Raw genomic sequence first — 3473 nt, 5'->3', positions numbered from 1 at the left:
TACGCCAAGCCGCCACCGCCACCTCCAGGCGCCCAGCCCGCCAAGCCGCCACCGCCACCTCCAGGCGCCCTATTCGCCAAGCCGCCACCGCCACCTCCGGGCGCCAAGCTCGCCGAGGCGGCCTCGCGGACCAGCCGCGAGGCACCACTGCACCCGAGCGCCGGACTTGGCACGGCAGTCCCGGCCAAGCCTGCGACCGGCCGGCTCGCCGGGCCGGCCACGGTTGAGGCGATCAACCTCGCTTCGCCCGGAGCAGAACCGGCCGGATGGCCAACCGGGGCGGCACCTATTCCCGGCGCAGATCCGCTCACAAGCACCGCGCGCCCATCACCGGCGGCGCGCGCAAGTGCCCCCACGGCAGTGCGGGGCCCAGCCGTGCCGTGGGCGATCGCGCTCATGGCTGTCCCGCCATCGCCGGCGCCGTCGGTCGCGACCAGTCGTTCTCTCACCGCACGACAACCGCGGCTCTCGTGGCCCCTGTCACCCGTTCCGGTGATCACCAAGTACTTCGACGCACCCCAAACGCCCTTCGGCCCAGGACATCGCGGAGTCGACCTGGCCGCCGTACCCGGCCAAGACGTGCTGGCCGCCGACCAAGGCGTCGTCGTCTTCGCCGGCCTGGTGGGCGGGCGGCCCGTGCTGTCCGTCGATCACGACGGCGGGCTGCGCACCACCTACGAGCCCGTCGTGTCGAAGGTGGCCGTGGGTGACCAGGTCTACCGCGGCCAGGTGCTCGGCACCGTCCTCCCCGGGCATCCCGGCTGCGCGGTGGCAGCGTGCCTGCATTGGGGCGTCCGGCGGGGCGACGAGTACATCGATCCCCTCGCGCTGACCGGCGAGGTGGGCGAATACCGGCTCAAGCCGTGGGGAGGTGATCGATGATCAGCTGCCGGTCTGCTCGACCAGCTTGGCGCGCAGCCGCATGACCGCCCGCGTGTGCAGCTGGCTCACCCGCGACTCCGTGACGCCGAGGACCTTGCCGATCTCGGCGAGGGTCAGGCTCTCGAAGTAGTAGAGGCTGACCACGATCTTGTCCCGCTCGGTGAGCTGCGCGATCGCCTGGGCGAGCTGGCGGCGGTTGTCCTGGTCGACGAGCACCGCGACCGGGTCGACGGCGTCGTCGTCGGGCAGCGTGTCGACCAGCGAGCCACTGTCCTTGCCCGCGGCCACCAGGTCCTCGAGCGCGACGACACTGGTGAGCTGCAGCTGGCCGTAGAAGTCACGCAGGTCGTCGAGACCGATGCCGAGTTCGGTGGCGAGCTCCGCGTCGGTCGGCGTGCGGTGCAGCCGGGCGCCGAGGCGTTCCATCGCGCGCTCGGCCTCCTTGGCCTTGCTGCGCACCGCACGCGGCACCCAGTCCTGCGAACGGAGGTCGTCGAGGATCGCGCCGCGAATGCGCTGCATCGCATACGTCTCGAAGCGCAGGCCACGCTCGGGGTCGAACTTCTCGATCGCGTCGACGAGCCCGAAGATGCCCGACTGGACGAGGTCGCCGACGTCGATGTGGGTGGGCAGCCCGGTGCCGACCCGGCCGGCGACGTACTTGACGAGCGGGGCGTAGTGCAGCACGAGCCGATCGCGCGACGCCTGGTCCGGACTGTCGGCGAACTGCTGCCACAGAGCCGCGATCCCGGCGTCGACGTCGTAGCCGGCGCGGGTCTCCGCGGGCGCGGCAGCCTCACCGTGAGTGGTCACTCCGGCGGCTTCGGTCACGTGCGGGCCTGCGGTCATTGCACAGTCGTTCTCGGCATGCGGCTCAGTGTCGTCTCCGTGCTCGTGCGGATGCGCGTGCGCCGCCGGGCCCGCTGGTGACGACCCCGGCAAGCCTCCCCGGACCGCCTCAGGCCCTGGGGTGCGCTCGGTCATGGATCGCTTTCAACCGGTCGACGGTCACATGAGTGTAGAGCTGCGTCGTGGCAAGCGTAGCGTGACCAAGCAGTTCCTGAACGCTCCTGAGATCGGCACCCCCTTCGAGCAGATGCGTCGCGGCGGAATGCCGCAGGCCGTGGGGCCCCATGTCGAGTGCTCCGGGCACCGCGGTGACGGCGTCGTGCACGACGCGCCGCACCGCCCGCGGGTCGACGCGTTTGCCCCGGACACCGAGGAAAAGCGCAGGCTCGGCGCTCTCACCACCGCTTTCGGCGATGATCTTCGGCCGCCCCTCGTCGATCCAGTCGGTGAGCGCTTCCGCCGCCGGAACGCCGAAGGGCACGACGCGTTCCTTGCCACCCTTCCCCAGCACCGTCACGACACGACGGGAGAAGTCGGCCCCGCCGACGTCCAGCCCGCACAACTCGGACACCCGGATGCCGGTGGCGTAGAGCAGCTCGACGATCGCGCGATCACGCAGGGCGACCGGATCGCGTTGCGCCGCCCCGGCGGCCGACGCCTGCATCACCTCTCCCGCCTGCCCGGCACGCAGCACTCCCGGCAGAGTCCGGTGCGCTCGCGGCGCCGCGCGCCGCCCGCCCGGGTCGGTGGCCAGGACGCCGGTGCGGTGCGCCCAGGCGGTGAACGTCCGGGCCGACGCCGCCCGCCGGGCGAGCGTCGTCCGGCTGGCCCCGCCGGACTGCTGGGCCGCGAGCCATGCCCGTAGCCGGGCAAGGTCCAGCTCCGCGACGTCACCGCCACCGTCCACGACGAACCCGAGCAGTGACACCGCATCGCCGACGTACGCCCGGACAGTGTGCGTGGACAGGCCGCGTTCGAGCCCCAGGTGCCGTTCGTAGGAGGTGACCACCGCCCGAACATGCTCGGGCAAGGCGGCCCGGAGCGCGCGCAGATCGGGACGGCGAGCACGGCCGGAGCGTGGTGGCGGCATGGATGTCACGCTGCGCGAACAACCGCCTTCGGTCAAGGATCGCCACGCGGCCCCACCGGACCGGCCGAACGCCGTCGACGATTTCGCCCGGATTTCGTCGTCGTCATGCGCTTTCCTTCCGTCGTCGCCAGCCGGACTCCCCGCGGACGGCGAATCCGTCGATCTCCAGCTCGGGAAGCAGCGCCCGTACCCGCCGCAACGGGAGCCCGGATTCGGCCGCGACCTCGGTGTCCGACCGGTCGGCGCGCAGGACCAGTGCTTCGAAGGCGCGCAATGCCTCCGGCCCCAGCCGGTCAGTGCGCCGTTTCAGCCGGCCCGCGACGGGCTCCTCGGCGATGCCGAAATGTCCGACGGTCTCGAGGACTTCGTCCACGGTCGAGACCAGCGTCGCTTTGGCGTCGCGAATCAGTTCGTGACAGCCGACGGACATCCCCGACGACACCGGTCCCGGCAGCGCCATCACCACCTTGCCGAAGGCGCCGGCGGTGCCGGCCGTGTTGCGGGCCCCGCTGCGCCGTCCCGCCTCGACCACCAAGGTGCCCTCGGTGAGGGCGGCGTTCTCCGGGACTCGTCAGTCTGTCGTGTGATGTTGCGTTGACCGCCCACGTGGGAGGTCTTGCGACGGTTCTCTGGGGGTGTGGTTCTGTGGCTC

General features: G+C 71.7%; 3 protein-coding genes and 1 pseudogene. 1 reads left to right on the top strand and 3 read right to left on the bottom strand.

The genetic code is table 11. From position 1 onward, the window contains the following. The first annotated feature begins 396 nt into the window (after nt 1–396). A complete protein-coding gene (locus ACWEVN_RS46365; RefSeq protein WP_452055518.1) occupies nt 397–882 on the top strand; it encodes a M23 family metallopeptidase in 486 nt (161 codons plus the stop codon). Here ACWEVN_RS46365 and ACWEVN_RS46360 read toward each other — a convergent pair whose 3' ends face one another. From ACWEVN_RS46360 to ACWEVN_RS46350, 3 genes and pseudogenes are all read right to left on the bottom strand, one after another. Beyond that, nucleotides 883–1731 carry a FliA/WhiG family RNA polymerase sigma factor gene (locus tag ACWEVN_RS46360; RefSeq protein WP_449683668.1) on the bottom strand — a complete coding sequence of 283 codons (849 nt, stop codon included), beginning with the start codon at nt 1729–1731 and terminating at the stop codon, nt 883–885. A gap of 109 nt (nt 1732–1840) precedes the next feature. Continuing rightward, the gene (locus ACWEVN_RS46355; RefSeq protein ID WP_452055520.1) at nt 1841–2821 is read right to left on the bottom strand and encodes a tyrosine recombinase XerC; all 981 of its coding nucleotides are present in this window, start codon (nt 2819–2821) and stop codon (nt 1841–1843) included. A gap of 103 nt (nt 2822–2924) precedes the next feature. Next, a pseudogene (locus ACWEVN_RS46350) lies at nt 2925–3377 on the bottom strand (DNA-processing protein DprA); the annotation flags it as partial. Between the last annotated feature and the right edge of the window lie 96 nt (nt 3378–3473).

It is taken from the genome of Amycolatopsis sp. NPDC003861, assembly GCF_053605405.1.
The sequence above is the reverse complement of the archived record's forward strand: the minus strand, read 5'-3'. Positions and strand labels throughout refer to the sequence as shown.

Bases quoted from the DNA above. Each gene is read 5' to 3' on its own strand.
- ACWEVN_RS46355 (WP_452055520.1), bottom strand. From the start codon at position 2,821: ATGCCGCCACCACGCTCCGGCCGTGCTCGCCGTCCCGATCTGCGCGCG.
- ACWEVN_RS46365 (WP_452055518.1), top strand. From the start codon at position 397: ATGGCTGTCCCGCCATCGCCGGCGCCGTCGGTCGCGACCAGTCGTTCT.
- ACWEVN_RS46360 (WP_449683668.1), bottom strand. From the start codon at position 1,731: ATGACCGCAGGCCCGCACGTGACCGAAGCCGCCGGAGTGACCACTCAC.